We start from the raw sequence: 26,680 nt of genomic DNA, 5'->3' as shown, positions 1-26,680 counted from the left end.
ATCAGAGCGTCTCGAAGGCCGCCATCATCGCCATGTCCTCGTGCTCGAGGTTGTGGCAGTGGATCAGGTACTTGCCCTTGTGGTCGGTGAAGTGCACGAGCACCTCGACCACCTCGGCCGGCCGGATGTCCACGGTGTCCTTCCAGCCGTGGTCGAACTCCGCCACCTTGGCCTTCCCGCCTCGGGTCAGCACCTGGAATGGCGCGAGGTGGACGTGCACGGGATGGTGGACATCGGTCACGAACGTCCAGATCTCGTACTGGCCGAGCATCACCTGCGCCTGCATCACCTCGGGGTCGAACGCCTTCCCGTTGATCGTCCAGCCCTTGTGCCCTCCTGCGTCACCACGACGGAAGCGCCACTCCCGCCGTACGACCCCGCTGGGCCGCGGCGTCACCGCGTACGTCGAGAGCGTGTCCGGGATGCGCGTGTCGTCGGCGGCCTTGCGGGCGATCCGGAACCGCATCACGTTCGCGTCGCCGTCGAGCTTGTTGACGACCGTGACCTCGTCGCCAGGCTGGTACTGCGAGAAGTCCACGATCACGTCGAACCGTTCGGCCGGCGCGATCACCACGGTCGCGTGGTCGACCGGCTTGTCGAGCAGTCCGCCGTCGCTGCCGATCTGTACGAACTTCGCGGGGCCCTTGTCGAAGGCGAGCTCGTACCGGCGGGCGTTGCTGGCGTTGAGGATGCGGAAGCGGTACCGGACCGCGTCCACCTCGTGCACCGGCCAAGGCGCTCCGTTGACGAGCGTGACGTCCGCGATCACACCCTCCATGTACTTCTGCTCGACCCCGTGACCGTCCTTCGCGAGCGGATACAGGAACGAGCCGTCCTCGTCGAAGGCGCGGTCCGCGATCACCAGCGGGATCTCCCGATCGCCCTTCGGCAGCGGGAGTTTGTCCTCTTCGTCGTCGCGGACGATGTACGCGCCGAACAGTCCGCGATACACCTGCGGGGCGGTGTAGTCCATCGTGTGGTCGTGGTACCAGAGGGTCGCGGCGCGCTGCTGGTTCGGGTACGTGTACGTGCGCTTGCCGGTCGTCATGTTGCCGCCGGGCATCATCTCGTGGCCCGCGTGCCCGCCGCTCGCGGGCATGATCATGTCGAGCGGCCAGCCGTCGCTGGGTGCGGGCGTGTGGCCGCCGTGCAGGTGGACAACGGTCGGCGCGTCGAGGTCGTTGACCTGCTCGACCACGGTGGTGCGTCCGCTGCGTACGTCGAAAGTGGGGCCGGGGAACAGGCCGTCGTACCCCATGACCTCGGTCTTGAGGCCGGGCAGGATCTCCAGCCGCGCGCGGCGCTGCACGACCCGGTAGTAGTCGGTCGTCGCGTCCGACCGGAGCGGCTTCTTCACCGGCGGGATCGGGAGCGGTACCTGGAACGGTGCGGGGAGTTTCGCCTTGCTGCGCAGGAGTTCTCCGGCTTGCGCGGGCTGTGCCTCCTCGCCGCAGCTGGTCAGGGTCAGGGCGACACCGGTGCCTCCGGCAACGGCCAGGAATCCACGGCGGGACATCTTCATCGCTTCGCCTCCTGGCGACGTTGTTGCAGAGCCTCGCGGCGGCTCAGCCGTGCGGTGGGACGGAGCGACCAGACCGTCATCCAGATCACGGTGATGACGATGGCCGTACCGAGTGGGATGTGGACGGCGAGGTTCTGCAGGTAGCCGAACGTCAGTTGGACGAACTCCGCGACGACCAGGACCGCGGACAGTACGGCCGGCCAGATACGACCGCGGCCGCCGAGCGTGTAGCAGGCGGCGGCGACGGTCTGCAGGAGCGCGATCATCCAGACCGTGCTGCCGACGGTCGCGTGGATGTCGTTCATCGCGTCGACATTGCCGGACAGGAAGTAGCCGGCCGCGATCGGCTGGACGATGATCAGGATCGCGTGCAGCACGAGCGTGCCGCGCAGGACCTGCAGGGTGATGCGGGGGCGACGGACCTTGGTTGCCGGTTCGAGCGTGATCATGCGACCGCCCTCCGGGTGACCCAGAACGCGAAGGCGATCGTGCTCGCCACCAGCGTGATGCCGAGCGGGATGTGGATCGCGAGTTGCCGGCTGTAGCCAACGATGACCTGGAAGACCTCGCCGGTGACGATCAGCAGACTCACGACCGGCGCGATCCAGCGGCCGCCGGTGCGCCACCAGATGATTGCCGTCAGCAACTGTGCGAGACCCAGGTAGACGAGCACGTGCCCGGTCGGCTCGTGCATCCGCAGACCTTCGGGCGACCCGTTCAGGTAGATCCCCGCGAAGATCGGCTGCAGGCAGATCAGGACCGCATGCAGGCAGGCCGCCGCCCGGAGTACGTAGATGACCTTCATGTAGACAGACAATAGTAGTCTGCCTACATGTAGATCAACCAGGTATGTCCCCGAGGGTCAGGTCAGGCCTCCCAGGGGTGCCACGGAGATGCCGGCGCGTTCGCAGACCCAGTGCGGGTCGGGGCCGAGCTCCGGCTCGATGCGGAGCTCGTGATCGTGCAGGTCGTCGCACGCGGTGCAGCGCGGCCAGCGGACGCCGGAGTCGACCAGCCGGTCCTGGACGTCCTGTGCGACCAGGCCGGCGATGTGCTCCGCCCCGTCCGGCCACTGGTCCAGCCACCATTGCCGTCCGGCGACGGCGTCCTCGAGCAACGACACCATCACCGCATCGTCCAAGCCCCGCGCGGCGAGGTCGTGCAGCACCATCGCCCGCGCGGTCAGCAACACCCCTGGCTCATTCATCGCCCTTCAGAGTGCCAGACCCCACCGACAAAACAAGGACGGATATCCACTGCCGCTGTGGGTTCTCCGCCGGTGTACCACCGGAGAACCCATCACGCGGACGGATATCCACTCGTGTCGGGTGGGTCAGGTTGCGGGGGTGGGGCAGGTGGGGGTGGGGTCTATGCGGTTGGCCAGGCGCGACTCGCGTTCCGCGGCGGCTCTTAGTACGGCGGCGATGCGGGCGCGGACGTCGAAGCGCGGTGCGGGCTCTTCGTACGGCTGCTGGGGAGCGTTCGGGAGGGCCGATTGGCTGAGGGCGCGGGCGTTGTCGACCGCGGTGTTACCGGCAATGAAGTACGTCATGATGCTCCCTCCTGAGAGCGTGATCGATCGCCCCGGGACCCGGACGGGCCCAGGGAAGTGTGTGTGGTTGTCAGTGCCGGGGCGCCGGTCCGCTGCTCGAGCGGACGATCAGCTGCGTCGGCATCATTAGCTGGCGCTCGGTCGCGGCCGGGTCCAGCAGGATCCGGCCGACCGCGCGTCCCTTGTCCTTGATCGGCTGCCGGACCGTCGTCAGCCCGGCGGCCGCGGCGGCCGGGATGTCGTCGAAGCCGGCCACCGACAGATCGCGACCCGGGGTCAGGCCCCGGACCTTCATCGCCTCCAGCGCACCGAGCGCCTGGACGTCACTCAGGCCGACGATCGCGGTCGGCCGATCCTGCGAGTCGAGCACGTACTCCGCGCCGCGCAGCCCGGACGCGATCGCGTTGTGGCCGCCCGAGACGATGCGCAGCCGGGCGTCCGGCATCGCCTTCTGCAGGCCCTGGATCCGCAGCTCGCAGTCGGTGTACCCGACCTCGTCGAGCGTCAGCTCTACCGGCCGGCCGCCGGCTGCCTGCGCGTTGTCCACCAGTACGACGACCTCGCGATGACCGAGCCGGGCCAGGTGCTCGCCCAGCTGTGCGGCCGCCTCGACCTCGTCGATCGCCACCCAGGACAGGTCCGGATGGTCGCCGCGGTCGGTCGACACCGCGGGGATCCCGCGGTTCGCGAGGATCTCCAGCGCCGGGTGTCCGCCCGGGACGCAGAAGATCGCCGCCGCGTCGATCGCCGCCTGCTGGACGGCGTTGCTGCCGCCCGCGATGTCGGTCGAGCTGAGCGGCATCAGCAGCAGGCTGGTCGAGAACTCCTCGGCGACCTCCGCGAGCCCGGCCAGGAAGCCGACCGCGTACGGGTCCGAGAAGGCGTAGGCCAGCTTGTCGGTGAACAGCACCCCGACCGCGCCGGCCTTGCCGCTCCGCAGTGCGCGGGCGGAGGCGTCCGGGCCGGCGTACCCGAGCTCCTGGGCGGTGGCCAGGATCCGCTCGCGCAGCGCGCTGGAGAGCTGGTCCGGCTTGTTGTAGGCGTTCGAGACCGTCGACGGTGACACACCCACGGCCTTCGCCACGGTCTTCAGCGTCACGCCCGCCATCTCGCCCACCTCTTCTGTATCGTTCTTCTAAATCGTTCTAGAAAAACGATACAGAAGCCTTCCGGAGACTGCAACCCCATTTGTCGCGTACCGAAGAACGGGTAGTGGTGGACCGCCGGCGCCAGGTCCCCGCGGAGAGCGGCCGGCGAGGCCGCCGGATCCGCTACCACTACCCGTCCTTCGGTACGGCTTCGGCGCGGGCGGGCGATGCAGGCGGCGGGTGCGAGAGGATGTGGTGCATGGGTTCGTTGCTGGAGATCATTGCTTTGCATCCGGCGGATGCGGAGGCGGCTCAGGAGGGTGGGGCGGACCGGCTGGAGCTGTGCGCCTCGATGGAGGCCGACGGACTGTGCCCGTCGGTGTCGACGGTCAGCGCGATCCGCCGCGTCACCGACCTGCCGTTGCGGGTGATGCTCCGCCTGGAGAACTCGTTCACCGCCAACGGCGCCGACCTCAACCGGCTGACCGCGATGGCGCAGTCCTTCCTGTCCGCCGGTGCGGACGGGTTCGTACTGGGCTTCCTGACCCCCGACAACCAGGTGGACGTCGAGTCGGTCAGCCAACTGGTCAGCACGTTCGCCGGTACGCCGTGGACGTTCCACCGCGCCATCGATGCCGTCCTCGAGCAGCAGCCCGCGTGGCGCGCACTGCGCACGCTGCCCGGGCTGGACTGCGTACTGACCGCGGGCTCCTCCATAGGAGTCAGCCACGGGCTGGACGACCTGTGCAGGCTCGCGAAACAGGACGCGTCCGTGGCGGGCGTGATGATGGCCGGCGGTGGACTGCAGCCGGAGCACGTGCCGTGGCTGTACCAGAGCGGCGTACGCCGGTTCCACGTCGGTACGTCCGTACGCCAGGACGGGTCGTGGACGAAGGCGTACGTGAACTCGCGCTTCGTCCGCTCGTGGCGCAACCTCCTGGATGCACAGGACGCCCGCGGATGATCCTCATCGACCCACCCGCCTGGCCGGCCTGGAACCGGATCTGGTCGCACCTGGTCAGCGACGAGTCCTACGAGGAGCTGCACGCGTTCGCCAAGGCAGCCGGCATCCCCGCCCGCGGATTCGACCGCGACCACTACGACGTCCCCAGCGACCGCTACGACGACCTGGTCGCCGCCGGCGCCCTACCGGTCTCCAGCCGCGAGCTGGTGGAGCGGCTGATCGCAGGCGGCCTCAGACACAGGAAACGGCCCTCAACGAATTGAGGGCCGTTCCGTACTAGTCGAGCAGCTCGGTCACGGTGCCGGCGGCTACGGTGTGGCCGCCCTCGCGGACGGCGAAGCCGAGGCCGACGTCCATCGCGACCGGCTTCGTCAGCTCCACTCCGAGCTCGATCGTGTCGCCGGGCATCACCAGGGCGATCTCACCCAGGTCGATCCCGCCGGACACGTCTGTGGTCCGGAAGTAGAACTGCGGCCGGTAGTCCGCGGCGAACGGCGTGTGCCGGCCACCCTCGGCGGTGGACAGCGCGTGCAGGTTCGCCCGGAACTTCCGGTGCGGCCGCACGCTGCCCGGCAGCGCCACCACCTGGCCGCGACGGACCTCGTCGCGCTTCACGCCACGCAGCAGTACTGCCGCGTTGTCGCCCGCGTCCGCGGACTCCAGCGCCTTGCCGAACGTCTCCAGACCGATCGCCGTACTGACCACCGTCGGGCCGAGGCCGACCACCTCGACCTGGTCGCCGAGCTTCAGCGAACCGCGCTCGACGGCACCCGTGACGACCGTCCCGCGGCCGCTGATGGTGAGCACACCCTCGATCGGCATCAGGAACGGCTCGCCGAGCTCACGGTCCGGCACCGGCACGTAGTTGTCGACCGCGTCCAGCAGCTCGCCGATCGAGGCGGTCCACTGCGGGTCGCCTTCCAGCGCCTTCAGTCCGGACACGCGAACGACCGGCACCTCGTCGCCCGGGAAGCCGTACTCCGACAGGAGTTCACGGACCTCCAGCTCGACCAGGTCGAGCAGCTCCGGGTCGTCGACGGTGTCCGCCTTGTTCAGCGCGACCACCAGGTACGGCACGCCGACGCGGTGCGCGAGCAGCACGTGCTCACGCGTCTGCGGCATGGCGCCGTCCTGTGCCGACACGACCAGGATCGCGGCGTCCACCTGGGCGGCGCCGGTGATCATGTTCTTCACGTAGTCGGCGTGCCCGGGCATGTCGACGTGCGCGTAGTGCCGGGTGGCGGTCTCGTACTCGACGTGCGAGATGTTGATCGTGATCCCGCGCTGCAGCTCCTCAGGGGCCCGGTCGATGCCGTCGAAGGCGACGAAGCGGTTCACGTTCGGGTCGCGCTCGGCGAGCACCTTGGTGATGGCGGCGGTCAGGGTCGTCTTGCCGTGGTCGACGTGACCCATCGTGCCGATGTTGAGGTGCGGCTTGGTCCGCACGAACTGGCTCTTGGCCATGAGTTTTCCTTGCCTGTCAGAAGATTCGGTGTGAGCCAGGACCCTCCGGCAAGCCCTCGCAGCGCTGTCACCGCGCAGAGGGGGCCGGTTCGGGCCACCCTCCTCCGCGGGTCCTGCGAGGCAGGAGGAGGGTCAGCTTCGAGCGCCGGTGCAATCGACTGACGGTGCCCACGTGGGAGCGCCCGTCAGGCCGGTGCCTGACAGGTCGAGCTCTAGAACCACGCGGAACATGTTGATCACGGTAGATAGCAACCGTGCCCGGGGCAACAGAATTCCCGGGGGTTCAGTTCAGTGCGAAGAGCCTCGTGCCGTCGGAGAAGATCGGGCGGGCAGCGGCCACTGTGACCGCGGGCCGGTTGCAGGTGACCGCTTCGGACTTCGCGACGGTCTGGGTGTTCGAGCCGGCCAGGATCGGCCGCGGCTGGATCCCCGTCGAGCCGATCAGTACGGGCGAGCAGCTGCCGTCGGCCTGTGGCATCAGCGTGACGACCCGTCCGTCCGGCAGCAGTCCGAACCCGTCCCGCGGGTACTCCGGGTGCTGCAGCCGCGGAGGGACCTGCAGCAGGTGGTGCCACTGCGGCGTACCGTCGGCTGGGCTCGACGACGACACGTCGTACGTCTGCGGCTGGCCTGGGTCGTTCCCGGTCCGGCAGGTGGTCAGTACGAGGGACGCGTGCGTGGCGGCCAGCTGTGCGTCGCAGGAGGACGAGCCGAGCCGCGGGCGTGGTGTCCCCGGCACAGGTGACGTCCAGATGAGGTTGCCGGCACCTGTGTCGACGGACCACTGGTAGAGCGTGCCGCCGGCGGCACCGGTCCAGATCAGCCCAGAGACCTCACGGGTGTCCGGTACGGTGACCAGCTCGCCGACCCAGGTCGACGGCTCCAGCTCGGCGCTCAGGTCGATGCGAGCGCCCAGGTCGACCTCCCACTTCTGGGCGCCGGTCTTGAGATCCAGCCCGCGGACGGTGGCACTGTTACCGGCGCAGGCGTCGACCACGACAGCCTGGTCGGCGACCAGCTCGCCCTGGGTCACCTTGCAACGCACCTGTGCCCGCCAGTGCGTCGGACTGCTCACACCGTGCGAGACGACGTTGTTGCCTTCAGCCACGAGCAGCTGATCCGCGTCGACCGCCAGCGCGGTCCCGTCGGTGGCGACCTCGGTCAGCACCTGCCCGGTGACTGCGTTCAGTACGGCGTACGTCGGGAGCTTGATGCCCGCGGGCTGGCGGTCCTGGGCGCGGGGGAGGTGCGCAGCGAGGATCTGTCCGTTCCCCGACACCACCAGGCCCCGGGAGCCGCTGGCGGCAGCGTCCTGTACGTCGGCACGCGAGTAGCGCCACCGGATCTGACCAGTGGCTGCGTCCGACATGACGACACCGTCCGACCGCAGCTCCGCGACCCCACCCGCCGTACCGGTGATGGCGCCCGTTGCCGGGACCTCACGGCTCCACGCCAGCGTCCCGTCGAGCTGCACCGGCTGCTGGGTCGGAGAGATCGTGGTGGTCGTACTGACCGTGTTGGCCGTCTCCAGGCGCGCCTGGACGAATGGCTCACCGGCAGAGACCACGACCCACGCCAGCAGCGCTCCACAGACAGCCGTCGCTCCGACGCCCAGCCAGCGTGGAGGAGCTTGTGCGTACGGCGGTGCGAGCCGCAGCCGCCGCGCCAGCGCCAGCAGTGCGCCGGCGAGCACGAGTGCGACCGAAGCGATCAGCAGGTACGGCCAGCGCTCCGACATGGCAGCACCGGGCTGTGCGGCCGGCCAGCGCCACCAGCACACCCCGATCGCGATCAGGCCGACTGCCGCGAAGACGATCGCCGGTACGGCCACGAGCCGCCGGCTGGACGTGCGGAACCACGCACAGGTCAGTGCGGCCGCTACTGCCGTACCGGCAATGGGGGCCCAGACCGGGAAACCGCTGACCTCGGACGGGTCGGCCGGCCACTTGGCGGCCGCACCGAGCCCCCGGCCCAGCAGGACCGAGGACGCGACGACCGCGCCGAGCGCGGCCCCGAAGTAGATGACCGGGATCAGCCCGCCGATCGGCCGGGCTGCCCTAGGGCCCAGGGAGCCGACCTCCCGCGTCAGATTGTCCCGGGCCGGTCGCTCCCACTCCTCATGCCCTCTGGCGGTCGCGTACAACCGAGTCTCGTCCAGCGACTGCAGGAACGACATCCGCCCGCGGGCGAAGTCCCGGTCGCCGACGTGCCCGTACTCCTGCCGGATCGCGGCGGCGTACTCGTCGTACCGCGCCGTCGGCAGGCTCAGGATCCGCAGGTCCGCGTCGCAGAGCACGGCGCCGTTGCGATCGTCCTCGGCGCAGTCGTGCTTGGCGGTCAGCCGGACCAGCCGCCCGATCTCCGCGACCCGGTCGGCGTGCACGCCGTACGCCGCCAGTTCGAGCTCGGCCAGCTGGGCCGAGACCTCCTCGTTCTCACCCGGGTCGGCCTGCGGGTCGTAGATCGCGTCGTGGAACCAGGCCGCCAGCCGGACGGTGTCCGCGTTGTCGGCGTACTCGGCCAGCTCGTCGATCGTCGCGAGCACCTCGGTCAGGTGCTGCTGGTTGTGATAGTGGCGATGTTGCTCTGCGTAACGAGCCAGCAGGTCGTCGCCCAACGGCTGCGCGTGCGGCAGCAGGCGATTCCACTGGTCGCGCAGGTCCATGGCTATGGAGTCTCGCACCCGTTGGGCGCCTGGAAGGACCGATCGGGGGTTCCCGGATCGGTCCGTGGCCAAAGGGTTATCGGCTCGTCACCTGACCGCTCCACGGGGTGCGATTCGCCACAAATCGCGCCCCGCGAACTGCGCTGCACGTCACACTCCGGCGTCGTCGCGACAACACCCGCACCCGGCCGCTACGTGGAGTCACTGCACTTGCCAGCGATTGAACATGTGTTTAATGTATTGAACATGAGTTCAGCCGATCTGACGGCGGCCGCGCGGATCCGGAACGCGGCGGTCGAGTTGTTCGCCCGGGACGGGTTCCAGAAGACCAACGTCCGGGCGATCGCGGCCGCGGCCGGGGTCAGTGCCGGGCTGGTGATCCACCACTTCGGCAGCAAGGACGGGCTGCGCGCGGCCTGCGACGAGTTCGTGCTGGAGATCCTCGCCCGCCGTGCCCGTGCGGCCGGTACGCCGGACCTGCTCCGGGAGTACCTCGCCGATCCCGAGGCGTACCGGGTCCAGATCCGGTACATGAGCCATGCGCTCGCGGACGACTCGCCGATCGCGCAGGCGTTCGTGGACCGAATCGTCGACGACGCCGAGGCGGTCCACCAGGCCGGGGTCGAGGCCGGGACCATGCGCCCGACCTCCGACTCACGGGCGCTCGCGGTGTGCGGCGTACTGATCGGTCTGGCCACGCTGACGATGCCACCCGCACTGGCCCGGGCACTCGGCCAGGAGGAGTTCGGGCCTGAGGTGTTGCGCCGGATGTCGGCGCCGATGCTCGAGCTCTACACGTACGGGCTGTACACCGATGACACCGTGCTGCGGGCCGCCGCCGCAGCCACCGAGGAGATGAAGCAGTCGTGACCACACCACTCGGCACCCTCCCGACGTTCAGCCAGGTCGAGCGCAGCCTCTGGCTGACCCTCTGCGGCCGGGCGCTGGACAACCGGCGGGACCACCCGGTGCTCGGCGACCAGCGTGCGGACGAGCTCGTACGGACGCTCGACTACGACTACCGGGCGCTCAAGATCAGCTCGTCCAGCGCGATCTACATCGCCCACCGCGCCCTGAAGCTGGACCAGATCGCCCAGGGGTTCATCGACGAGCACCCGGACGCGATCGGCATCGACCTCGGCGCCGGCCTGGATACCAGGGCGTACCGGATCGAGCGGTCGCCGGAGGCCGACTGGTACGACGTGGACCTGCCCGAGGTGATCACTGCGAGAGAGCAGCTGATCCCGGGACTGCCGCGGACGCACAACCTCGCCGCCGACGTCGCGGATCCCGGGTGGCTGGACGGGATTCCGTCGGACCGGCCGGCTGTCGTGGTTGCGGACGGGGTGCTGGCGTTCTTCCCGTTGGCAGAGTGGAGAGCGATCCTGAATCAGATCGTCGACCACTTCCCGAGGGGCCAGATCGCCTTCAACGGGTACTCGACGTTCGCGGTGAAGGCGGCGAAGTTCGCCCCGGTGGGGAAGGCTGTGCGGGCGATCATGCGGTCCGAGGGGTTCGACGACCCGCGGACACCCGAGTCCTGGAACCCGAAGCTCCAGTTGGCCCGGGAGATCCTGATGACCCGCGAGCCCGAGATCGAGCAGTTCCCGGCCGGGCTGCGCTGGGCCAACAGATTGTCAGCCCACAGCGCCAAGTTCTCCCGGCTTGGGAACGTGGTGCTGCAGTACAGCTTCTAGTCAGCGCAGGGCGATCAGGGTGTTCGAGCCGGAGGTGAGGACGAGGTTGCCGACGGCCCGGGGATCACGGCTGCAGGAGATCCCGGTGGGCAGCCGGGCCTGGCGGAAGCCGGCCCGGCTGATCACGTTCGCGACGCAGCCGGTGGCTGCCCGGCCGAGGGACACCACCCGGCCGTCCGCGGTCACCGTGACCTTCACCCGCGGGCTGACCGGCGCGAGCGTCTGCCAGGCGGTCAGCCCAGTGTTGGCGTCGATGGCCGTGACGACCGTCGTCTGGTTCTCCAGCGTGTTCGGTCCAGGGCAGTCGACGACGATCAGGTACTTCCCGGCCGCGTTGAGCAGGGTGCGGCAGGCCCAGTTCTTGGGCACTTCCCAGCGCCAGCGGACGTCGCCTGTGCGCGGCTCGATCGCGGTCAGCGCGGATGGTACGTCGGAGTCCCCACCGGGCTCGGCCACGACGACCAGACCGGCGACCTCGACCGGACGGCGGTAGGTTTCGGTGGAGGTCTTGGTCCAGAGCTTCTTGCCCGACTGGGCGTCCAGTGCGGTCAGCTCGTCGGGCCGGTTGTCACAGGTGTGGCTGACGAATGCCAGCACCGTCTCGGCGGTGGCGATCGCTCCCAGGTCGGTGCAGTCGCCTGACTCGTACGTCCAGCGCTCGTGGCCGCTCGGGTCGACGCCGTGCAGCTTGCCGGAGCGCTCACCGGTCAGGAGCGGCTGCGACTGCAGGACGAACCTGTCCCGGGTGCGGCCGGGCCATGCAGCCTTACGGTGACCCGTGTTCGCATCGAGGAGCAGGTAGCCGACGTCAGCGAACAAGGCCAGTACGTACTCGCCGTTGCCGGTTGCTGTGATGACCGGCTTCTCGTCGGAGTCGGAGCGGCTGTAGCGCCAGCGCATCTCGCCGGTGGTCGCGTCGAGCATCTCGACCACCCCGTCCGGGCGGGGGATCGCGACGCCGTACCGGGTGCCGATCGCCTCCTCTGCGCCGGTGCCCAGCACGGTGCCGCTGACCCAGGCGACTCCGCCGTCCAGTACGGAGGGACTGGCGCGGCCCGCCGTACGTGCCGATCCCTCGACGCGCTCGTTGGAGGAGAGCACGTAGTTGCGTGAGAGCGGCTGGACGATCAGGAGGAGGACAAGAGCGACAATCGCGGGTACTGCGAGCCAGGCGAGCTGCTGACCGAGGTTCCGCGCCGGGAGGAAGCGGGCGGTCCGGGTGCGGAGCATTGAGGCCACGAGAGCAGCTGCGCTTGCTATCAGGAGCAGGACCAGCGCGGAGATCACCAGCGGGACGCGGAGACCTACACCGATGGCGACGTTGGTACGTGGTGCCTGCGCCCACGCGACGAGCAGCCCGGTCACAGCGATCGCCAGTACGGCGCCTGCGATCAGCCGGGCGCGCTGGCTGGCGCTGCGGGCGCATCTGAACAGCACAGGTGCGCTGAAGAACGAGACGACCGCCAGTGCCACAGTTGGCCAGCCGACCTCGTCCTCCGCTGCAGGAGTTTGCCAAGACGCACCAGAGGCAGCGATTGCGACCACAGCTGCGGCGATCGCGGTGAATGTGGCGGTGGCTGTTAGTGCAGCCTGTTGCCAGCCGCGCCAGGGGGCAGGCAACTCGCTGTCCAGACCGGCGAGCTCCGACTCCAGGTTGAGGCGTGCGACCTGACCGAGCCGTTGCCGCGCCAGTTGGGTGCGGTACAGGTGTCCGTCGAGCAGGTCGCGTACTTCGTCGTACCGGTGCTCGAGTGCAGCCTTCCGCTCGCCGGCGTCCCGCCGTACCTCCGCCGTGTGGACGGCGTACCGGGTGGGGTCGGAAGCGAGGATTGCGTTGACGGCGTCGAGCAGTACGTCACCGTTCGCGTCTCGGCGGGGTGGAGCGTAGGAGTCCGGGGCTGGTGCGGCGAGGTCGCCGGTCAGACGGATCAGCCGCGCGACCTCGGCGATCCGGATGGACGGGACGCCGTACTGCGGGAGCAACTGCTCGGCGAGTTGGGCTGACGCCTCGGCGTCCTCGGGTGGCGTACCGCCGGGCTCGTGGACCGCGCGGTGGAACCAGGCCGCCAGCCGGACGCTGGTGGGATCGGTCGACAGCTGGATCAGTGAGTCCAGTGCGGTGAGGACGATGTTCAGGTACTGGTCGCGGTACGCCCGGCGGGTGCGGTCGACGTACCTGGCGACCAGGTCGTCGGCCAGCGGGGCAGAGCCGGGCAGCAGCTCAGCCCAGCGCGCCCGAAGATCCACCACCGCTTCAGTCTGCCAGCCGCACTTCTACAACCAGCCCTCGATCACCCCACCGCAACCTTGCGGTTGGTTACTGCTTCGCCGACAGCACCCCGGTCAGTAGGCCCGGATAGAGGTCCTCGAGGTCGTCGCGGCGCAGCAGACTGATCCGCCGGGTGCCGTCGGTGTGCGTCGAGATCACGCCGGCCTCGCGGAGCATCTTCAGGTGGTGCGCCCGGGTGGACGCGGTGACCGGGAGCTCGAGGTCGCCGCAGCAGATCCCGGCCGGCGCGTCGGACAAGGCTCGGACGATGGTCAGCCGGACCGGCTCGCCCAGCGCCTGCAGAACGGTCTCGACGCGGATCTCTGCCCTGTCCGGCTGCGGAAGGACTTTCGTGGTCACGGGGCCTCCCGGCCTGGACTGAGGAGCGGAGGGAGCGAAGCGACCGGAGTGACGAGGGAAGGCCGGGAGTCGAAGCCCCGGGACCCGCCGCGCCGGAGGCGTGGCCTTAGTAGAGCCATGTGTCCATAGTACGACGCCTGTCGAAGTTCGATGAACTTCGTAGTACGATGACGATCGAACTAATGATCACGTCACCGGAAGGCCCTTAGATGTCCGCACGGATCTACCTGCTCGGCGCCGGCGCGTTCGCGGTCGGCACCAGCGCGTACGTCGTGTCCGGGGTGCTGCCCGACGTCAGCTCCGAGCTGCACGTCTCGCTGACCGCCGCGGGCCAGCTCGCCACCGCGTTCTCCCTGTCGTACGCGATCGGTGCGCCGATCCTGTCCACGCTGACCGGCCGGTGGGAGCGCCGTACTCTGCTGATCGCCGCTCTGGTCCTGGCCGCGCTCGGCAACCTGATCGCCGCCGTGGCCGGCAACTACCCGATCCTGATCGTCGGCCGTGTCGTCGCGGCCTTCGGCGCCGCCGTGTACACCCCGGCCGCCACACTGTTCGCCACCAGTCTGCTGCCACCTGAAGAGCGCGGGAGGGCAGTGGCGATCGTGTTCGGTGGTCTCACGTTCGCCCTCGTCCTTGGCGTACCAGCTGGCACGTTGCTGGGCCCGACGCTCGGTTACAAGGGCGTCTTCGCACTCATCACCGCAGTCGCCGTACTGGTCGCCATCGTCGAGCGCACCGCCTTGCCGAAGCTTGACGCACCACCTGTGGTCGGCCTGCGCGAACGCTTCGCCGGGGTTACCGACCGGCGCGTGCAGATCATCCTGGCGATCACAGTGCTCGCCGTACTCGCCGCGTTCAGCGTGTACATCTACATCGTTCCGCTCCTCAAGCACACCGCTGGCCTGAGCGGTAACGTCACCAGCCTGCTGCTTCTGCTGTACGGCGTGGGCGCGGTGATCGGCAACTTCCTCGGTGGTCGCGTCACCGACCGGTTCGGCAGCCTGCGCACGCTGGTCGTCCTGATGCTCGGCATCACCGCGGTCCTGGCCACGCTCGACCTGACACTGACCACAACGATCGGTGCCGGAGCCGCTCTGGTCGTGTGGGGCATGCTGACCTGGGCGTTCAACCCGCCGATCCAGAACCTGCTCATGGAGCTGGGAGGCGGCCTACTGATCTCCCTGAACGCCTCGGCGATCTACCTGGGCGCCGGACTGTCCGCCGTGGTCGGCGGAGTGGTCATCCAGGCAGTCGGTGTCGGCTATCTGCCGGTGCTGGCGTCCGTACTGTCGCTGGTGGTGGTCGGTCTCGTCTACGTGCTGTGGCGCGACCCGTCTCTGCAGCGGGTGGAGCAGTTGGAGCGCGAGGAGGACATCTACGTCACGGCAGCCGCCGATTGAGAAGGACCTCCAGTAGGGCACTCTTTGCCCCATGCGTCTGCTTGCCGGTGTGCTGTTGCTCGCCTCGACTCTGACGGGCTCCACCGATCCAGCGGCAGTGGTCGACGGGTGGAAGTCGTCACCTGTGTACGTCGAGCCGACGCAGAAGGCGCTGGTGTCCGAGAAGGACGCGGCTGAGCTGGCCGAACGCGTGAGCGGGCACGACCCGGCGATTCACATCGCGGTCGTGCCCGCTGCCGTACTCAACGACGGGAGCGGCGACAACAGCGTTGCGGCCCACAAGTACGTCGATGCGGTTGTGGACCTGCAGAAGGCCGACGGCGTCTACCTGGTCGTGTTCGGTGGTGCGATCACGTGGGGGAGTGCGGTCGGGGTGGATACACCGATCGCGGGCATCCTGACCGACGAGCTGGGCAAGCACAGCCGCTCCGACCCGGTCGGCACGTTGAACGGTTTGCTGGACCAACTCGGCGTACAGAAGGCTCCGCGCGGCAAGCCTGGCTGGCTGTGGCCGCTGCTGATCGCTCTGGTGGTTCTCGTCGCCGCCGGGCTGGGGCTGTGGTGGTGGAGATCGCGGCGCGGCAAGGACGAGGGACCCGCGCTCTACCGGCCGTCGTACGAGGTCCTGCCCGACGAAGTGGACACGGTGCAGGAGCGGCGGGCTACTGCGCGCGAGGACGTCACGCGGTTCGGTGAGGAACTGGATGCGGCGGACGTGCGTCTTGACGGCGTGGATACTGCGACGGACGTGCAAGCGGCGATGGATGCATACGCCGACGCCGGCCGTGTTGTCGATGGGGAGCCCGACGACGACAAGCTGCGTGAGGTGCGGGCCACGGTCGAGTACGGTCGCTGGCGGCTGGCCTGTGCGCAGGCGAAGGTGGCCGGTACGCCGGCACCTGCGCGCCGCGCCGCCTGCTTCTTCGACCCGGCGCACGGCACGTCCGTGACGGACTGGATGTACACGCCACCTGGTGGGCGGCCGCGGGAGATCCCGGTCTGCAGTGCCTGCCGCGATCGGCTCTCGGGAGGAGCACGATGAAACGTCTGCTCGGTGCGCTCGCACTCATCACCTTGTGGGTCCTGCCAACAGCACCGGCGCACGCTGCCGAGGACCCGGTCGCGTACATGAACACCGTGGCGAGCCATCTCGGCGACGCCGGTGTGTGGGTCGACCCCGCCGTCAAGGAACTGACGGCGAGTGAGACCGCTCAGCTGAACTCCCTGGTCAGGAACGCGGCCGCACCGATGCGGATCGCAGTCATCCCGGCGTCCGCGATCAACACCGCCGAGAACAACTACATCGTCACGCTCGCCTGGGACGGTGAGGAGATCGCCGACCAGTTGTACGACCGCGTCGGCGTCGAGGGCGTGTACGCGGTACTGGTGGACGCGTCGTCGGAGTCCGACGGGCGCGGGTTCCATGCGGTGCAGCGCGCCGACCACGGACCGACGTACTTCGTGGGCGATGCGGTGGACCAGGCAGTCGACTGCTGTGCACCGGACTACGAGAGCATGCTGGAGCGGTTCATCCAGCGCGCGCAGGTCGTGAACAAGCCGTTCTACGTCGACGCGGCGCCGTACGCGGGTGGTGTGGCCGGCGTGATCGGTCTGTGGTGTGCAGTGACCGGACTGGGGGCACGCAGGGAACGGCGGCAGGACGAGAAGAAGCATCTCGAGCTGAGCCGGCCACTGCTCAACGAGGAGGTCATCGCGCTCTCCGAGCAGGTCTCCGCCCTGCCGACGACCTCGGACCCGCAACAGTCCAAGCTGTCGAAGGACGTGCTCGACACTGTTGAGAAGGCGCGGCACCGGCTCGACGAGGCCAAGGGCGACAAGGACGTCGAAGCGGTCACGACCCTGCTCGGGTCGGCCCGCTACGGGATGGTGTGCCTGCAGGCCGTCCGCGACGGCAAGCCGATGCCGAAGCCGACCGCACCGTGCTTCTTCGACCCTCGGCACGGGCCGAGCGTGGCGGAGGTCCAGTGGAAGCCCGACCACGGCACCGCCCGCAACGTGGATGTCTGCGCGGCGTGCAAGCAGCGTGACGAGGCCGGCACCGAGCCCGAGATCCGCATGGTCACCAGGCTCCAGACACCACGGCCGTACTGGGACTACGCCGAGGAGTTGGGCGCGTACGTCGACGGCTACTGGTCGCAGGGCGACGGCAACCGGTGGTGGTACCCGTACTCCGAGTTCAGCCGCCGTGGTGACGAGATGCGCTCGCGCTGGCGCTCCCGCCGGCCGGGCGCTCGTTTCGGCCGGATGAGCTCCAGCTTCGGCAGCTCCGTCGGCAGCTGGGCGTCTTCGTCCGGCAGCAGCTCGGACGACGACAGTGGGAGCAGCTGGTACAGCGGCTCGAGCCGCCGCAGGTCCTTCTCGTCGCGGACCCGTTCCAGCGGCGGCGGCTCGTCCCGGCGCTCCTCGCGCCGGTCCGGTGGGTCACGCGGTTTCTAGTACCTCAGGTAGGTCTTCGCTGTGCAGGACGACCAGTGAGGTGACAGCACGCGTCAGACAGACGTAGAGGCGCCGGAGGCCGGTCCGCTCGTCGGCCTCACCGGCCACGATGCCGGCCGGCTCCACCAGCACTACGTGGTCGAACTCGAGGCCCTTGGCGAGTGACGCCGGCACGACGTCCAGGTGGGCGTCTGCGTCGTCCTCGTCGCCCAGGACCGAGAAAGCCATGCCCTGCAAGGCTTTCCGTGCGGCCGGGACCAGTGCGTCCGGAACGATCAGCCCGATCGACCCGAGGCGTTCGGACGCGTCACGGACGGCGGCGACGGCAGCAGCCAGCGGGTCCGGTACGCGGGAGATGGTCAGCTCACCACGTGCTCGCCGTACGGCGGTCGGCGGCTTGAGGTGCGGTGCGATCGTCGGGAGCAGCCGGGCCGCGTACTCGATCACCTGACCGGGGACGCGGAACCCGGCGGTCAGCTCCTCGGTGTGCGCACTGGTCTTGCCCAGGTGCTTCAGCGCCTCGTCCCAGGACGGTGTGGCCCACGGTGTGGTGCCTTGGGCGATGTCACCAAGGACGGTCATCGAGCCTGTCGAGCAGCGCCTGCCCACTGCGCGCAGCTGCATCGCGGACAGGTCCTGTGCCTCGTCAAGAACCACGTGGCCGAGTGACGGCGTACGGTCGACCAGGTCGGCGATCTCGTCGATCAGCGTGGCATCGGCAACGGACCACTTGGCCGCGCCGGGCGACCGCGGCACCTTGTCCCAGATCAGCAGCGCCTGCTCGTCCGCGGTCAGAATGCCGTCGGCGTACTCGGCCAGCGCCTCCGGGTCGGTGAACAAGCGGTACAGCAGCTTGGCCGGGTCCACGGCCGGCCACAGCGCCTCGGCGTACTGCTTGACCGGGCGGCTCCTGGCCACCGAGTCCTGGACGCGGTCGTCCGGCGAGTCACCGGCCGCCTCCATCCGCAGCAGTACCGCATGCGCCAGCCGTTGCGGCAGCATCGCCCGCCCGGCGCCGTACCGGATGCCGCGCGTACGCAGCTCCTCCACGAGCTCCTCGGCCTGGTACGTCGCCACGCGCCAACGGTGCGCACCACGTGGCACTACCAGTGCGTCGTCCGGCTGCCGTACGTGTGCCCACACCGCCCGGTGCAGGACGTCGGCCATCCGCGCATCGCCCTTGAGTACGTCGACCGGCGCGGGCCCCGGCCCGGCGATCTTGACCCGCGCGACGAGCTCCTCGACCGTGGTCTGCTTCGCCTCGATCTCACCGAGCGCCGGCAGGACGTCGCCGATGTAGCGCAGGAAGCTGGCGTTCGGCCCGACCACGAGCACGCCTGCCCGGCTGAGCTGGTCGCGGTACGCGTAGAGCAGGTACGCCGCCCGGTGCAGCCCGACCGCGGTCTTCCCGGTACCAGGCGCGCCCTGTACGCAGATGGTGTCGTCGACGCCGGCCCGGACGATCACGTCCTGCTCCGGCTGAATGGTGGCCACGATGTCGCGCATCGGGCCGGACCGCGGGCGCTCGATCTCCGCGTCGAGGATGTCGGAGTGCTGCTCGGCCTCGCCGCTCGCGGTCAGGTCCTCGTCCTCGAACGCGGTCATCTCGCCGTGCGTGAAACCGAACCGCCGCCGGGCCCCGACGCCCATCGGCTCGGTCTTGCTGGCCCGGTAGAACGGCACCGAGATGTCTGCCCGCCAGTCCACCACCAGCGGCTCGCCGAGCGCGTCGTTCACGTGCCGGCGGCCGATGTGGAACGTCTCGTCGGTCGGCTCGACGTAGTCCAGCCGGCCGAAGAACAGCGGCACGTCCGGGTCGTCCTCGAGCTCCTTCATCCGCCGGAAGATCGCGGCCTGCAGGTACTCCTGGTTGACCCGGTCTGCACTGTGGATCTCCAGTGCGCCGGTCTTCTCCCGCATCAGCGCCAGCGCCGCCCGGGAGGTCTTCAGGTAGTCCTTCTCGGCCTGGAGAGTGTCGGACGTGTCTGACGGCATGCGAAAACCTCCGAGCGCGAGTGGGGAGCCCAGCTACGTTACTTGAGCACTCTGGATGGCGGAACTGAATTACGGTCGTGCGGCCTGTCGGCGTGCAGACCAGGGCGGAGCAGGAGTGGCAGGCTGAGTGCCAGGAGGGCCAGTGCGACCAGCCCGTCCAGCCAGTAGTGGTTGCCGGTCACCACGACCACGGTGAACGTGATGAGCGGGTGCAGCAGCCACAGCCAGCGCCAGCGCGACCGGGTGATCAGGATCAGCGACAGTGCGATCAGGGCCGCCCAGCCGACGTGCAGGCTCGGCATGGCCGCGAACTGGTTCACTGCGCCACCGGTGTGGTCCGCTCCGTACACGGACTGCCCGAACCGCAGACCGGTGTCGACGAAGCCCGGCATCATCCGAGGCGGCGCCAGCGGGAACGCGATGTGACCGATCAGTGCGAGACCGGTGAGCGCCACCATCGTCCAGCGCACCTGTGAGTACGCCTTCGGCCGCCAGATGCTCAGCCAGAGCAGCACGGCGGCGGTCAACGGCGCGTGCACGCTGGCGTAGTACAGGTTGGCGCCCTGGATCAGATGCGGGAACTGCAGCGCCCAGTGCTGGACCGACACCTCGTTCGGCAGGTGCAGCCAGCTCTGGAACGACAACACCTCGTGAGCGTGGTCGAACGCAGACCCGGTATGTCGTGCCGCGAGCTGCCGGCCCGCGCTGTAGACGAGGAAAAGAGTGGCCAGCAGGACTGCTTCCCGGACCACTCTCCAGAAGACTTTCTGTTGCTGTTCCCCGCCCTGCCCCACCCGTTCGAGTGCCTCGATCCCCATACCGATCGACGGTACTCGCCGTTCCCACAGGGTTTGCCCAGGCGCAACCCTGACGTTGCCCTGGGCAACCCCTTAGCAGCGTTTTGTAACGCCGCTGTGACGATCAGCCCTTCACGGCGCCGGTCAGTACGCCCTTCGCGAAGTGCCGTTGCAGGAACGGGTAGATGATCAGGATCGGCACGATCGAGACCACCAGGATCGCCATCTGGATCGAGGCCTGCGGCGGCAGCAGTTCGGTGCCGAGCTCGGCGCTGCCGAGCTGGGTGTCGTTGATGACGTACGTCCGCAGCACCAGCTGCAACGGCCACAGCTTGGAGTCGTTCAGGTACAGCAGCGCGGAGAAGAACGCGTTCCAGTACGCCACCGCGTAGAACAGGCCGATCACCGACAGCACCGCCTTGGACAGCGGCAGCACGATCTGCGTGAACGTCATCAGCTCACCCGCGCCGTCGATCCGGGCGCTCTCGGTGATCTCGCTCGGCAGGTTCATGAAGAACGCCCGCAGGACGACGACGTTGAACGCGCTGATCATCGTCGGCACGATCAGCGCCCAGATGCTGTCGAGCAGCCCGACGCCCTTGACCGTGAGGTACAGCGGGATGATGCCCGGCGAGAACAGCATGCTGAACAGCACGATCAGCAGGATCGGCTTCCCGGCCGTGAAGCTCGGCCGCGACAGCGCGTACGCGAGCAGACACGACACCGCCAGGCTGAGCAGCGTGCCGACGACCGTGACGAAGATGCTGACCAGCAGTGCCCGTGTCACCACACCGCCGGCGAACAACGACTCGTACGCCCGGAAGTTGATCGACTTCGGCAGCAGTACCAGACCACCGGACTCGTTGATCTGCTTGTTCGGCGCGAGGCTGGTCGAGATCACCCCGACGAACGGGATGATCACGACCGCACAGAAGACGAGCAGCACGAGGCCCTTGAAGGCCCGCATCGGCCAGCCGGGCATCGGCACGCCCTGAACAATCCTCCGGCTCATTTCTGGTACACCCCTTGCTCGCCGAAGATGTGCGCGACCTTGTTCGCGGTCAGTACGAGGATGACGCCGACGATGCCCTTGACCAGGCCGACCGCTGCGGCGACGCCCCAGGCACCGCCGAGCACGCCGTTGTTGTAGACGTACGTGTCCAGCACTTCGCTGATGTCCCGCCCGACCGCCTGCTGCTGCAGGATGATCTGCTCGAACCCGACGGTCAGCGAGTCACCGAGCCGCAGGATGAACAGCAAGATGATGATCCCGCGCAGCCCGGGCAGCGTGACGTGCCAGAGCTGCCGCATCCGGGTGGCACCGTCCACGCTCGCCGCCTCGTACAACTGCGAGTCGATCTGGGACAGCGCGGCCAGGAACAAGATGGTCGCCCACCCGGTGTCCTTCCAGATGATCTGCGACGTCAGCAGCACGTGGAACAACTCGGAGTTCCCGATGATGTTGATCGTCGACAGGTCGTGCGAGCGCAGGTAGTTGTTCAGCAGGCCGCTGCCGCCGAGCATCTGCTGGAACAGCGCGACCACGATCACCCAGGACATGAAGTGCGGCAGGTACAGGATGCTCTGCGCGATCCGCTTGATCCGCTCGGAGAACAACGAGTTCAGCAGCAGGGCCAGCAGGATCGGTGCGGGGAACACGAAGATCGACTGCAGGCTGGTGAGGATCAGGGTGTTCTTCAACGCCCGCAGGAACGCCGGGTCGCCGTTGAAGATCACGCTGAAGTTCTCCCAGCCCGACCAGTCGCTGCCGCCGATCCCGAGGAACGGCTGGTAGTCCTTGAACGCGATGATGTTGCCCAGCAACGGCACGTAGTGGAACGCGATGATCAGCGCCACCCCGGGCAGTGCGAACAGCAGCAGGACGCGATCCCGCAGCAGCCGCCGGCCGAGGCTCAGCTGCTGCTGCGGGTGCTTGGAGTTTCGTTGCAGCATTACTTCCCTGCCGTGTCGGATTGCGCCTGCTCGAGCTCGCCGCGGATCTTGTCGCCGCCCGCGGCCTTCCAGGACTCCACGCCCGCCTTCCAGTCCGAGACCGGCTTCTTGCCCTGCACGATCTGGCTCTCCAGATCGTTCATGGTCTTGGTCAGCTGGGCGCCCTTCTTCGACAGGGTGTCGGAGTAGAGGCCGTACGACGCGTCGTACACCAGGCGGTCCGCGACCTTCTGCTGGATCGCGTGCTGCAGCTGCGGGACGTCCGGCTTGCCGGCCCAGTACAGCGCCAGCGTGGAGTCGCTGATGTACTGCAGGCCGATGCCGGTCTCCACGATGCCGACCTTGGTCGGGACCGGGTCCGAGCCCTGCAGCGTGTAGTGCCGGCCGGGCAGACCATACTTGCGGAACAGGTACTCCTCGGTGCCGAACGGCGCGGCCATCCAGTTCGCGACCTTGAGCAGCGTCTCGGCGGAGTGCTTGCTGGCCTTGCTGAACGAGGTCACGTTGTTCAGCGCGGCGCCCATCCACGGCTTGCCGTCGCCGCCGTCGAAGCCCGGTACGTCGAGCATGTTCACGCCGAACGCCGGACCGGCGGTGTTGTCGGAGTAGTACTGGTTCCAGGCCACGAAGCTGTCGTAGTCGAAGGCCGCGATGCCGCCGTTGAACCACTGCTTGCGGGCGCTGGCCTTGTCGCTGAAGGCATCCGGGTTGATGGTGCCGGCAGCAACCATCTTGCGGGCCGCCTCGAGCGCCTCGGTGTTGCCGTCCGCCTCGTACACGGAAGAGAACTTACCGCCCTCTTCCTTCCAGTTGTTGGGCATGCCAAGCATCATCCGGATGTACGACGTCGGCACCCGGGTCCACGCCCAGCGGTTGTCCTTCGCCGCGGTCATCTCCTTGCAGAGGTCGAAGAACTCCTGGAAGCTCTTCGGCGCCGGGTTCTTGATGCCCTTCGCGGCGAGCAGGTCGGTGCGGTACAGCGGCAGCGACGTCCGGGACATGCCGCGCGGCACCGGGACCCCGTAGATCGCCCCGTTGAAGACGCAACCCTTCCAGTACTCGGTCGGGATGTTGGCCAGGAACGGGTACTTCTTCACCGCGTCGCCGGACAGGTGCTCGGTCAGGTCCATGCACTTGGACTTCACCAGGCCGGGGATCTGCGGCGTACTGGTCGGGATGTTCAGGATGTCCGGCAGGTCACCGCCCGCGATCCGGGTCGCGAACTTGTCGTTGTACTCGTCGTTCGATGCCATGCTGATCTGCAGCTCGGAGCCGAGGCGCTTGTTGACCTCCTGCCAGAACTGGTTCTTGTCGGCAGCCGGCGGGATCGCGCCGGGGATGTTCGTCATGAACGTGATCGGCTGACCGTCGCCCGGGGCGTCGGTGATCGCCTTCACCGGGCTCGCCGGGTACTTGAGGAAGCCGTCCAGCACCACGTCGGTGCCGGGCAGGTCCGGCTTCACCTCGCTGTACCTGACGTACGAGGGGAGCTTGACGGCCGCATTGGCGACCGCGGTGTTCTTCTTGTCGGACGCGCACCCCGCCAGCAGCGGCGTACCCGTGACCGCGACAGCGGCGGCAGCAAGGCCGCCACCGAGGAAACTTCTTCTGCTGACCGGCATGAGGCCTCACTTCCATCGGAGGGCCACACCATGACATAGTACGTCCTATGTCTTCAAGAGTCGGCGCGCCGGAAATCGTCTCGGCGCCAGTCTTCGATCCGGCGGGCAGTGGTTACCACACGTTCCGCATCCCGTCCGTGCTGGCGCGGGGCGAGTTGGTGCTCGCGTTCTGCGAGGGTCGTCTGCACGGGTCCGGGGACGCGGGCGAGATCGAGATCGTCCTGCGGCGGTCGCTCGACGGCGGCCTGACCTGGCGGCCGCTGCAGGTGGTGTCTGCGCAGCCGGGCAAGACCTGTGGGAACCCGGTGCCGCTGCTCGACCCGGCCTCGGGCGACATCGTCCTGGTCACTGTCGAGAACGGTGCGCACGCGGTCGAGATGTCGCTTGCCCGGGGCACCGATCCGGTCGACGGGCGGCGGATCTTCGTACAGCGCTCGTCCGACGACGGCGCGACCTGGAGCCCGACGGCCGAGATCACGGCGCAGGTGAAGCCGGGGGACTGGGGCTGGTACGCGACGGGTCCATGTCACGGCATCACGTTGCGGTCCGGGCGTCTCGTCGTACCGGCGAACCACTCGTTCGTGCCGTCCGAGCCGGTCGACGACCTGATCCGGCTGAACGGCGGGCACTGCATCTACAGCGACGACGGCGGCGTCACGTGGTCGGTCGGATTCGTGGACCGCAACGACGGCACCGAGATCAACGCCAACGAAACCACCGTTGCCGAGTTGCCCGACGGCCGGCTGTACTTCAACGCCCGCAACCACAAGGGCACCGGCCCGGCCCGGGTGCACGCCTGGTCGTCGGACGGCGGTCAGACCCTCGACGCGCCGTACGCGGGGATTCCCGAGATCACCGCGCCCGGGATCCAGGGCAGCGTCATCTGTCTGCCGGACGGACGGCTGCTGCTGTCCACCCCGGTGAACCCGTCCTCGCGTCGCGAGCTGACCGTCTTCGTGTCCGAGGATGCCGGCGCCTCATGGCAGCCGGCCCTCGTCGTGCACGAAGCCATGGCCGGGTATTCCGATCTGGTGCAGCTGGCCGACGGGTCGGTGGGCATCTTCTACGAGGCCGGTGAGACGTCCTCGTTCGCCACCTTGCGCTTCGCCACATTCGCCCTTTAGAGGTTGGAGATGTCTTGACCGAGTCCGCCCAGTTGACCGGCGTCGTACCGCCGCTCGTCACCCCGCTCACGCCCGAGTACGACGTCGACACCGCGTCTTTGGCCCGGCTGGTCCAGTACCAGCTGGCCGGAGGCGTTAGCGGGGTGTTCGTGCTCGGCACGTCCGGCGAGGGTACGTTCCTGACCGACGAGCAGCGACAGGTCGTGCTGGAGACCACGGTCGCCGAGGTGGCCGGGCAGGTACCGGTGCTGGCCGGTGTCATCGACACCTCCACCAACCGGGTCTCCGCGCACGTCTCGGCTGCGTTGAAGGCCGGCGTGGACGCACTGGTCGTCACAGCTCCGTTCTACGCAGCCACGCATCCCGCGGAGATCGAGCGCCACTTCGTACGGCTCAAGTCTGTTGCGGGGGACACGCCGCTGTACGCGTACGACATCCCGCCCCGCGCCGGCACCAAGCTCCCTGCCTCCCTCATCACCTCCCTGGCCGAACAGGGCGTGATCGCAGGCGTCAAGGACTCGTCCGGCCAGGAGACCTCGTTGCGGGAGCTGGTTCTTCAACGCCGTGAGAAGAAGCTGGACCTCACGATCATGACCGGCTCCGAGGTGACCGTTGACTCCTCGCTGGCCTTCGGCGTGGACGGTGTCGTGCCGGGCCTGGGCAACGTGGATCCTGCTGGCTATGTGCGGCTGTACAACGCAGCTGTTGCCGGGGATGCCGCGGCGGCGCGGGCGGAGCAGGACCGGCTGTTCCGGTTGTTCGACATCATCAAGGTCGCCGATCGCTCCCGGATGGGGGCCAGCTCGGCCGCGCTGGGGGCGTTCAAGGGCGGGCTGTATTTGCTGGGTGTGATCGACTGTCCGGTGACGGCGTACCCCAGCATCGCCTTGAACGACGGGGAAATCGCCGCGATCCGGCCACTGCTGGACCGGGCCGGATTACACTGAGCGATTCAAGTCAAGGGAGGCCGGCAGTGACAACGGGTGGGCTCAGCCGGGCACGTGGTGCGGCGGGGAACCAGTCCTTCATCCGCGACCAGATGAAGTCGTACATCCTGGAACGCGGGCTGAAGGCGGGTGACCCGCTGCCGAACGAGCAGGAGCTGATGGCACAGCTCGGCGTCGGGCGGCACCCGCTCCGCGAGGCGATGAAGGCGTTGCAGGCGGTCGGCATCATCGAGATCCGGCACGGGTACGGAACGTACGTCGGCGAGGTGAACCTGCAGTCGCTGGAGGACGGTCTCGCGTTCCGGATGTCGCAGTCGATGGCCGGCGATCTTCGCGACGTGCAGAACGTTCTCGACGTCCGCCAGGCCATCGAGGTCGGCCTCGCGGACGACGTCGTCGCGCACTTCCAGCAGCACGGGTACGAGGCCCTCGACCCGATCGTCGAACGGATGGAGGCGAAGGCGGCCGAGGGCAACTACTTCCCCGAGGAGGACTGGGCCTTCCACCAGGCCCTCTACGAGCCCCTCGGTAACGCCCTAGTCATCGACCTGCTCTCAGTCTTCTGGCGGACCTTCGCCCAGGTAGACGCCCGCCTCCCCGGCGCCCGCTACACCCCCTCCGACGCCGCCGCCTGGCACCGAGACCTCCTCAGAGCCCTCGAATCCGGCAACCCCGCCACCTACGCCCACTCCATGAAGTCTCACTTCAACGGCATCCACACCCGCCTCGGCGAATAGCTCTGCATTTCGACAGTACGTATACGCCCACTACGAGCTGATTGCCGCTCGAGTGAGCGCGGGACTT

The 26,680-nt window shown here is 68.4% G+C and carries 25 protein-coding genes; 10 read left to right on the top strand and 15 right to left on the bottom strand.

Annotated elements, in window-relative coordinates; translation table 11 throughout:
- Window position 1 precedes the first annotated feature (1 nt).
- The 6 genes from ACGFI6_RS18780 to ACGFI6_RS18755 all read right to left on the bottom strand — a co-directional run bounded on the left by ACGFI6_RS18780 (window position 2) and on the right by ACGFI6_RS18755 (window position 4,182).
- A complete protein-coding gene (locus ACGFI6_RS18780) occupies window positions 2–1,522 on the bottom strand; it encodes a multicopper oxidase family protein (RefSeq protein WP_393120080.1) in 1,521 nt (506 codons plus the stop codon).
- Window positions 1,519–1,971: a hypothetical protein gene (locus ACGFI6_RS18775; RefSeq protein WP_393120078.1), complete on the bottom strand. Its 453-nt coding sequence runs from the start codon at window positions 1,969–1,971 to the stop codon at window positions 1,519–1,521. The genes ACGFI6_RS18780 and ACGFI6_RS18775 overlap by 4 nt, the downstream gene beginning before the upstream one ends.
- Window positions 1,968–2,327, bottom strand: coding sequence for a hypothetical protein (locus ACGFI6_RS18770; RefSeq protein ID WP_393120076.1), 360 nt, complete (start codon window positions 2,325–2,327; stop codon window positions 1,968–1,970). Before ACGFI6_RS18770 ends, ACGFI6_RS18775 begins: the two co-directional genes overlap by 4 nt.
- A 57-nt stretch (window positions 2,328–2,384) precedes the next feature.
- Window positions 2,385–2,729, bottom strand: coding sequence for a hypothetical protein (locus ACGFI6_RS18765; protein WP_393120074.1), 345 nt, complete (start codon window positions 2,727–2,729; stop codon window positions 2,385–2,387).
- A gap of 126 nt (window positions 2,730–2,855) precedes the next feature.
- A complete protein-coding gene (locus tag ACGFI6_RS18760) occupies window positions 2,856–3,074 on the bottom strand; it encodes a hypothetical protein (RefSeq protein WP_393120072.1) in 219 nt (72 codons plus the stop codon).
- 70 nt (window positions 3,075–3,144) lie between these two features.
- Entirely contained in the window at window positions 3,145–4,182 is a 1,038-nt protein-coding gene (locus tag ACGFI6_RS18755) for a LacI family DNA-binding transcriptional regulator (protein ID WP_393120070.1), read from the bottom strand.
- 239 nt (window positions 4,183–4,421) lie between these two features.
- On the opposite strand from ACGFI6_RS18755, the gene ACGFI6_RS18750 reads away from it, so the two are divergent.
- Both ACGFI6_RS18750 and ACGFI6_RS18745 read left to right on the top strand, forming a co-directional pair.
- Window positions 4,422–5,126, top strand: coding sequence for a copper homeostasis protein CutC (locus tag ACGFI6_RS18750; protein ID WP_393120069.1), 705 nt, complete (start codon window positions 4,422–4,424; stop codon window positions 5,124–5,126).
- On the top strand, window positions 5,123–5,389 hold the full coding sequence (locus ACGFI6_RS18745; RefSeq protein WP_393120067.1) for a DUF4031 domain-containing protein: 267 nt from the start codon (window positions 5,123–5,125) through the stop codon (window positions 5,387–5,389). Before ACGFI6_RS18750 ends, ACGFI6_RS18745 begins: the two co-directional genes overlap by 4 nt.
- Window positions 5,390–5,402: 13 nt before the next feature.
- Here the strand turns inward: ACGFI6_RS18745 and tuf are convergent, their stop codons facing one another.
- Window positions 5,403–6,590: an elongation factor Tu gene (gene tuf / locus ACGFI6_RS18740; protein WP_393120065.1), complete on the bottom strand. Its 1,188-nt coding sequence runs from the start codon at window positions 6,588–6,590 to the stop codon at window positions 5,403–5,405.
- A 283-nt stretch (window positions 6,591–6,873) separates the two neighbouring features.
- Window positions 6,874–9,255, bottom strand: a complete 2,382-nt coding sequence (locus tag ACGFI6_RS18735; RefSeq protein WP_393120063.1) for a hypothetical protein — start codon at window positions 9,253–9,255, stop codon at window positions 6,874–6,876.
- 246 nt (window positions 9,256–9,501) lie between these two features.
- Between ACGFI6_RS18735 and ACGFI6_RS18730 the strand changes: the two genes are divergently transcribed.
- Together ACGFI6_RS18730 and ACGFI6_RS18725 are read left to right on the top strand one after the other, a co-directional pair.
- The gene (locus ACGFI6_RS18730) at window positions 9,502–10,125 is read left to right on the top strand and encodes a TetR family transcriptional regulator (protein ID WP_393120061.1); all 624 of its coding nucleotides are present in this window, start codon (window positions 9,502–9,504) and stop codon (window positions 10,123–10,125) included.
- Complete coding sequence (locus ACGFI6_RS18725) at window positions 10,122–10,952, top strand: class I SAM-dependent methyltransferase (protein ID WP_393120059.1); 831 nt, start codon at window positions 10,122–10,124, stop codon at window positions 10,950–10,952. The genes ACGFI6_RS18730 and ACGFI6_RS18725 overlap by 4 nt, the downstream gene beginning before the upstream one ends.
- Here ACGFI6_RS18725 and ACGFI6_RS18720 read toward each other — a convergent pair whose 3' ends face one another.
- Together ACGFI6_RS18720 and ACGFI6_RS18715 are read right to left on the bottom strand one after the other, a co-directional pair.
- Window positions 10,953–13,202 (bottom strand): PQQ-binding-like beta-propeller repeat protein, encoded by a 2,250-nt coding sequence (locus ACGFI6_RS18720; RefSeq protein ID WP_393120057.1) that lies wholly within the window; start codon window positions 13,200–13,202, stop codon window positions 10,953–10,955.
- A gap of 67 nt (window positions 13,203–13,269) precedes the next feature.
- Window positions 13,270–13,581, bottom strand: a complete 312-nt coding sequence (locus ACGFI6_RS18715) for an ArsR/SmtB family transcription factor (RefSeq protein ID WP_393120056.1) — start codon at window positions 13,579–13,581, stop codon at window positions 13,270–13,272.
- Between the two features lie 209 nt (window positions 13,582–13,790).
- Between ACGFI6_RS18715 and ACGFI6_RS18710 the strand changes: the two genes are divergently transcribed.
- Genes ACGFI6_RS18710 through ACGFI6_RS18700 form a run of 3 tightly spaced genes read left to right on the top strand, consistent with a single transcriptional unit; the run spans window position 13,791 to window position 17,438 of the window.
- Window positions 13,791–14,981 carry an MFS transporter gene (locus ACGFI6_RS18710; RefSeq protein WP_393120054.1) on the top strand — a complete coding sequence of 397 codons (1,191 nt, stop codon included), beginning with the start codon at window positions 13,791–13,793 and terminating at the stop codon, window positions 14,979–14,981.
- 31 nt (window positions 14,982–15,012) lie between these two features.
- On the top strand, window positions 15,013–16,023 hold the full coding sequence (locus ACGFI6_RS18705) for a hypothetical protein (RefSeq protein ID WP_393120052.1): 1,011 nt from the start codon (window positions 15,013–15,015) through the stop codon (window positions 16,021–16,023).
- On the top strand, window positions 16,020–17,438 hold the full coding sequence (locus tag ACGFI6_RS18700) for a hypothetical protein (protein WP_393120050.1): 1,419 nt from the start codon (window positions 16,020–16,022) through the stop codon (window positions 17,436–17,438). The genes ACGFI6_RS18705 and ACGFI6_RS18700 overlap by 4 nt, the downstream gene beginning before the upstream one ends.
- On the opposite strand, the gene ACGFI6_RS18695 is transcribed toward ACGFI6_RS18700, so the two are convergent.
- From ACGFI6_RS18695 to ACGFI6_RS18675, 5 genes are all read right to left on the bottom strand, one after another.
- Window positions 17,424–19,433 carry a HelD family protein gene (locus ACGFI6_RS18695; protein WP_393120048.1) on the bottom strand — a complete coding sequence of 670 codons (2,010 nt, stop codon included), beginning with the start codon at window positions 19,431–19,433 and terminating at the stop codon, window positions 17,424–17,426. The genes ACGFI6_RS18700 and ACGFI6_RS18695 overlap by 15 nt on opposite strands.
- Before the next feature lie 38 nt (window positions 19,434–19,471).
- Window positions 19,472–20,251 carry a phosphatase PAP2 family protein gene (locus tag ACGFI6_RS18690; RefSeq protein WP_393120047.1) on the bottom strand — a complete coding sequence of 260 codons (780 nt, stop codon included), beginning with the start codon at window positions 20,249–20,251 and terminating at the stop codon, window positions 19,472–19,474.
- A gap of 103 nt (window positions 20,252–20,354) precedes the next feature.
- Entirely contained in the window at window positions 20,355–21,242 is an 888-nt protein-coding gene (locus ACGFI6_RS18685; RefSeq protein ID WP_393120045.1) for a carbohydrate ABC transporter permease, read from the bottom strand.
- Entirely contained in the window at window positions 21,239–22,183 is a 945-nt protein-coding gene (locus tag ACGFI6_RS18680) for an ABC transporter permease (protein WP_393120044.1), read from the bottom strand. Before ACGFI6_RS18680 ends, ACGFI6_RS18685 begins: the two co-directional genes overlap by 4 nt.
- Window positions 22,183–23,805 (bottom strand): extracellular solute-binding protein, encoded by a 1,623-nt coding sequence (locus ACGFI6_RS18675; RefSeq protein WP_393120041.1) that lies wholly within the window; start codon window positions 23,803–23,805, stop codon window positions 22,183–22,185. Before ACGFI6_RS18675 ends, ACGFI6_RS18680 begins: the two co-directional genes overlap by 1 nt.
- 47 nt (window positions 23,806–23,852) lie before the next feature.
- On the opposite strand from ACGFI6_RS18675, the gene ACGFI6_RS18670 reads away from it, so the two are divergent.
- From ACGFI6_RS18670 to ACGFI6_RS18660, 3 genes are read left to right on the top strand one after another with little or no spacing between them, the layout of a single operon-like run.
- Window positions 23,853–24,929, top strand: coding sequence for an exo-alpha-sialidase (locus ACGFI6_RS18670; protein ID WP_393120039.1), 1,077 nt, complete (start codon window positions 23,853–23,855; stop codon window positions 24,927–24,929).
- Window positions 24,930–24,943: 14 nt separating this feature from the next.
- Window positions 24,944–25,876, top strand: a complete 933-nt coding sequence (locus ACGFI6_RS18665; protein ID WP_393120037.1) for a dihydrodipicolinate synthase family protein — start codon at window positions 24,944–24,946, stop codon at window positions 25,874–25,876.
- Window positions 25,877–25,902: 26 nt separating this feature from the next.
- Complete coding sequence (locus tag ACGFI6_RS18660) at window positions 25,903–26,613, top strand: FadR/GntR family transcriptional regulator (RefSeq protein WP_393120035.1); 711 nt, start codon at window positions 25,903–25,905, stop codon at window positions 26,611–26,613.
- Window positions 26,614–26,680: the final 67 nt, after the last annotated feature.

It is taken from the genome of Kribbella sp. NPDC048928, assembly GCF_043197975.1.
Lineage (GTDB): Bacteria > Actinomycetota > Actinomycetes > Propionibacteriales > Kribbellaceae > Kribbella.
Note: the sequence above shows the minus strand (reverse complement) of the source record. Positions and strands in the feature narration are given on the sequence as shown.

Coding starts and splice junctions, on each gene's coding strand:
- ACGFI6_RS18780 (WP_393120080.1), bottom strand. CDS start 1,522: ATGAAGATGTCCCGCCGTGGATTCCTGGCCGTTGCCGGAGGCACCGGT.
- ACGFI6_RS18775 (WP_393120078.1), bottom strand. CDS start 1,971: ATGATCACGCTCGAACCGGCAACCAAGGTCCGTCGCCCCCGCATCACC.
- ACGFI6_RS18770 (WP_393120076.1), bottom strand. CDS start 2,327: ATGAAGGTCATCTACGTACTCCGGGCGGCGGCCTGCCTGCATGCGGTC.
- ACGFI6_RS18765 (WP_393120074.1), bottom strand. CDS start 2,729: ATGAATGAGCCAGGGGTGTTGCTGACCGCGCGGGCGATGGTGCTGCAC.
- ACGFI6_RS18760 (WP_393120072.1), bottom strand. CDS start 3,074: ATGACGTACTTCATTGCCGGTAACACCGCGGTCGACAACGCCCGCGCC.
- ACGFI6_RS18755 (WP_393120070.1), bottom strand. CDS start 4,182: ATGGCGGGCGTGACGCTGAAGACCGTGGCGAAGGCCGTGGGTGTGTCA.
- ACGFI6_RS18750 (WP_393120069.1), top strand. CDS start 4,422: ATGGGTTCGTTGCTGGAGATCATTGCTTTGCATCCGGCGGATGCGGAG.
- ACGFI6_RS18745 (WP_393120067.1), top strand. CDS start 5,123: ATGATCCTCATCGACCCACCCGCCTGGCCGGCCTGGAACCGGATCTGG.
- tuf (WP_393120065.1), bottom strand. CDS start 6,590: ATGGCCAAGAGCCAGTTCGTGCGGACCAAGCCGCACCTCAACATCGGC.
- ACGFI6_RS18735 (WP_393120063.1), bottom strand. CDS start 9,255: ATGGACCTGCGCGACCAGTGGAATCGCCTGCTGCCGCACGCGCAGCCG.
- ACGFI6_RS18730 (WP_393120061.1), top strand. CDS start 9,502: ATGAGTTCAGCCGATCTGACGGCGGCCGCGCGGATCCGGAACGCGGCG.
- ACGFI6_RS18710 (WP_393120054.1), top strand. CDS start 13,791: ATGTCCGCACGGATCTACCTGCTCGGCGCCGGCGCGTTCGCGGTCGGC.
- ACGFI6_RS18705 (WP_393120052.1), top strand. CDS start 15,013: ATGCGTCTGCTTGCCGGTGTGCTGTTGCTCGCCTCGACTCTGACGGGC.
- ACGFI6_RS18700 (WP_393120050.1), top strand. CDS start 16,020: ATGAAACGTCTGCTCGGTGCGCTCGCACTCATCACCTTGTGGGTCCTG.
- ACGFI6_RS18695 (WP_393120048.1), bottom strand. CDS start 19,433: ATGCCGTCAGACACGTCCGACACTCTCCAGGCCGAGAAGGACTACCTG.
- ACGFI6_RS18690 (WP_393120047.1), bottom strand. CDS start 20,251: ATGGGGATCGAGGCACTCGAACGGGTGGGGCAGGGCGGGGAACAGCAA.
- ACGFI6_RS18685 (WP_393120045.1), bottom strand. CDS start 21,242: ATGAGCCGGAGGATTGTTCAGGGCGTGCCGATGCCCGGCTGGCCGATG.
- ACGFI6_RS18680 (WP_393120044.1), bottom strand. CDS start 22,183: ATGCTGCAACGAAACTCCAAGCACCCGCAGCAGCAGCTGAGCCTCGGC.
- ACGFI6_RS18675 (WP_393120041.1), bottom strand. CDS start 23,805: ATGCCGGTCAGCAGAAGAAGTTTCCTCGGTGGCGGCCTTGCTGCCGCC.
- ACGFI6_RS18670 (WP_393120039.1), top strand. CDS start 23,853: ATGTCTTCAAGAGTCGGCGCGCCGGAAATCGTCTCGGCGCCAGTCTTC.